This window comes from Protofrankia sp. Cr1, from assembly GCF_963555865.1.
Lineage (GTDB): Bacteria > Actinomycetota > Actinomycetes > Frankiales > Frankiaceae > Protofrankia.
The window spans coordinates 1-3,718 of the sequence record NZ_CAUVXO010000503.1 but is presented as its reverse complement, the minus strand read 5'-3'; the positions used below and the strand labels follow the sequence as shown (position 1 = coordinate 3,718).

3 protein-coding genes are annotated in these 3,718 nt (G+C 66.4%); all 3 read right to left on the bottom strand.

Features of this window, described 5'->3' with window-relative positions; genetic code table 11:
- Positions 1 to 133: 133 nt before the first annotated feature.
- Positions 134 to 1,207, bottom strand: coding sequence for an aminoglycoside phosphotransferase family protein (locus tag U9980_RS24630; RefSeq protein WP_322770111.1), 1,074 nt, complete (start codon positions 1,205 to 1,207; stop codon positions 134 to 136).
- Positions 1,208 to 1,433: 226 nt separating this feature from the next.
- A complete protein-coding gene (locus U9980_RS24625; RefSeq protein ID WP_322770112.1) occupies positions 1,434 to 2,639 on the bottom strand; it encodes a hypothetical protein in 1,206 nt (401 codons plus the stop codon).
- 467 nt (positions 2,640 to 3,106) lie between these two features.
- Positions 3,107 to 3,307 carry a hypothetical protein gene (locus tag U9980_RS24620; RefSeq protein ID WP_322770110.1) on the bottom strand — a complete coding sequence of 67 codons (201 nt, stop codon included), beginning with the start codon at positions 3,305 to 3,307 and terminating at the stop codon, positions 3,107 to 3,109.
- Between the last annotated feature and the right edge of the window lie 411 nt (positions 3,308 to 3,718).

Sequence of the window (3,718 nt, the reverse complement as noted above, 5' to 3'; positions counted from 1 at the left end):
CTGCCAACGGTGTTCCGATACGATGGCAACATCAGCCGCCAGATTCACATCCCGAACAGGACGACGGACCCTGTTCAATCGCGGGGAACAGCGGAAATCCTGGCTCGAAGAACTATCAGAAAACTGATAGGAGTCAGGAATACGGCAGCCAGCGGACGCTTTCGTCCGCATAGCGCAGGCTCGCCAGGCGGACGGCGAACTGCGCTGCCACCCGCGGATTGCTCGCAAGAATCGGCACAACGCTGGTCACCAGCTTCAGTTCCCGCAGGGCCCGCAGGACCTCAAATCCCGACCAACGCGTCACATCGAAGCCGTACTCCGACGCAAGCACCGCGTGCTGTTCCGGCGGGTAACCGAAGCGCAGCTGCCCGACAGCCACCGGGATCAGGTCCCATTCGGTGGGTCCGTAGCAGGTGGAATCGAAGTCGCACATGACCACCCGTCCGTCGTGGCATCTGATCAGGTTGCCGAGATGGGCGTCGCCGTGGACGATACCCGCCGGGAGGTCGTACGTGACACCCTCGAGGGCGGCTTGGAGCCGGTCGGCCATCCGCCAGAGAAACGCGAGGTCAGCGTCGGTGAGGCCCTCCGCATCGGCAAGACGCCTGCGAACGTCGTCCAGCGGGTCCCATGGGGGTAACGCGGTGTCGGGTTGTGGTAGCGCGTGGATCCGCTGTAGAACTACAGCAAGATCGGACGCGGCCGGAGGGTCGCCGTTCACCACCCGTTCACCCGTGGTAGAGGCACGTGAAGCCGATACGTGCGCTGTCGAGCCGAGTGCTGAGGCGCCGAGTGCTGAGGCGCCGAGTGCTGAGGCGCCGTGTGTGATGGCGGCGTGTGTGGTTGGCCCTCGAACGCCCGGCAGGGGCTGGTTCTCCTGAAAGTGGCGACCGGGCGGCTCGACCAGTCGCGGCTCGGCCTGAGCGTCGATCCACAATGTGGCCACGACGCTACCGAGGAGCAGCGGTGCCGGCAGACCCGGCGCAAGGCGCACCGCCGGCACTTCGTGTCGAGCCAGCCAGCGAGCGACTTGGACAACCTTGTGCGCGCGGTGCGCCATCGCCTGCGACCCGCAGATCCGGATGACCAGCCTGGCCCGCGGCAACCGGAACACCGCGTTGGCGGTAATCTTGATGACCTCGGCATCCCGGTCGTCCAACCCGACCGCCGTGCACATCTCGCGGAGAACCGACCATGCGTTCGCCACGGTAAAGCGACCATCGCACCCCGTGACTGCCATCCGACATCGCTCCGATCCTCATTCAACCCGGAGCGTCGTCAGGCCAGTTCCTCCGAACGTACCCACCTCGCTCCGCGCCCTTCCGTGTCCTCATGACACACGGTCAGTGCTGCTGGTTCGTCATGCACGTTCAGCGACGGGCTCCGCCGCTGGCCGATATCCACGGCTCTGAACGTCTACGGCCCTGACACGTCTACGGCCCTGACGTCCATGACGATGCCTTTTCGCCCTCCCGCTGCCAGTCGCGTACGAACGCCGCCAGCTCCCGCACGGCGCGGACATCACCGTGTGTTCGGGTTATCGCCAGCAACTCATCGGCCCGATTCGACGCCGACGCCACCGTGCGTCCCCAGGAGATAGTGATCGCCTCGGTGGCGAGCGCGCAAACCCGGTCAAGCTCGAGCCGTCCCTGGCGGACCAGGGCCAATGCAAGATCCAGCCTGATCACCGAACGGAAACCCGGGGTGTTCATCGCGTCAAGCCGGGGCATGGCGATCTGTGCATGTTCCTCTGCGGCACGGGGCCGGCCAAGCAGGCACAACGCCGTGGTCGCGTTGTAGGAGACCTCCACCGGATGGAAGGTGTCAAAGCCCGGACCGGGAGATCCCCATTGTTCCACGGGAATCATGTCAGCAAGATCGTAGGCAGTATCCAGCGCCAGTGCGGCGCCACGGACGTCGCCGAGGGCCGCGAGTGCGCGGGCCTCCTGACAGACCAGGCGCGCCCGTACCGGACCGCCACTGACGTGGCGCAGCCCGTCCCGCGCGAGCTGCAGGGCAACCGCCGGACGCCCGCCGTAGAACTCGGCCACCGCCGCGATCTCACGGGCCGATCCCTGCAGCGGTCCGTCACCCGCCCACTGCCCGTCGGCGTATCCCTGGGCGGCCAGGGCTCGTGCTGCATCGGGCTCGCCCAGTTTGAACGCCGCATCAGCGTGCAGAACGGCAAGCCGACCAGCGATGATCCGCAACCGACGGGCGTCCGAGGCCTGCAGGGAACCGCGGGCCAGCCGGCCCAGACCGGAGCGTAGGCGAACGGCCTGTGTCGCCACCTGCGCGGGCACCGTGTACTCGTGCGCGCGCAGCAAAGCGGCCAACCGCTCCTCGGCATGTGCAAGCGCAACCTGAAACGGCGTTGCACCACGCCCATCCACCACGTCCGCAAGCTGCCCATCGGTGAGAAAAACGCCGACGACGGTTGCCCCTGCATAGAGGTGAAACTGCCGCCGATCGGGCAGCGCCGACGTCCCGGCGATCAACATCGTGGGGATGTCGCGACGGTCGGCCCCCGTTACGGCCGGGCCGGCTTCGCCCGGCGACGACATCGGGGCGGGCAGGACATAGGAGTCCGGATGATCGTCTGGGGGGGTGCGGGCGGCCGGAATCGACGCGGCCGGCATATCGGGCGGGCCTGGCTGGCCTACCTCCGCAGCCGCCGGCCAGAGACTGGCCGAGCAAGCTGACGGGGACAGTTCGTCAGCGTGGGACATGACTACGCGCTCCCTGTGTCCTGTCGGCAAGGCCACAATGTGGCACTTTCCGTACCGATATGATCTCGTTCAGCAGCAAGAATGTGACTCAAGGTAACGCATGCGAAGCGCATCGCGGGATGCGCCAAGGGGAGAGAGCACGCTCAGACCACGACAGGCACGGAGAGTTTGCGGGTTGGCTCACGACGACCTGGGTTACCCCCGGCGGTATCGCGCTCGCAACGCAACCGTTGGACCGAATTCTTCAGGCGCGGGCGACGCTCCCACGCAGACCGGAAAGCCAGGCCGCCGCGTTGCGGAAAGCATCGTCCGACGTGCTGGACCGCATGATCGGAGCCTGTCCATCCGCACTCGGTCAGCTGCCGAGAAATCGGACCTCAGCGCAGATACGGTGCAGCGCCGAACCCGCCGAACGCGCCGGCCAGTGCGGCGTCGACCTGACGGACCGCGCCAAGAACGGCCGCTACGTTCGGTAATGGGTCGAGATCGACTTCATGAGCGATCGGCAGAGTGAGCAACGCCGCATCGGAGAACGTGTCAGGAGGCCCGAGACAGGCCAGCCGGGTCGGTGAACTCATGCCCACGGCATCCCATCAAGGGTGGGTCTGATCGCGCGGGCCGGCGCAATCACCGCAGCGGGAGCGACCCGGACCGGATCAGCGCGTCTCACCTTGACGATCCTACGGCGTCGTGACGGACCGCATTGAAGGACCCCGATTCCAACCAGTCATCTACCGTCCGAATTATGATGAGCTGGACAGCCTAGCTCCCCGTATCGTCACGCAGCGCACGCGACACCCCCGACACGGTCCAGATTTCGCTGAAAGCTCGCCCGGGACACCGTTCACCTCTTACCCACCGTGGCGGTGCTGGGCTGTGTAGAGGTCCCACAGTCGGTAGAGGTCGTCGTCGGCCGTCCCCGTCCACACCCGGCCGACGACGTTCTCCACGTCGATCAGCCAGATGGTGTCGTCGTCCCACCATCGCGG

Bases quoted from the DNA above. Each gene is read 5' to 3' on its own strand.
- U9980_RS24625 (WP_322770112.1), bottom strand. From the start codon at position 2,639: ATGCCGGCCGCGTCGATTCCGGCCGCCCGCACCCCCCCAGACGATCAT.
- U9980_RS24620 (WP_322770110.1), bottom strand. From the start codon at position 3,307: ATGAGTTCACCGACCCGGCTGGCCTGTCTCGGGCCTCCTGACACGTTC.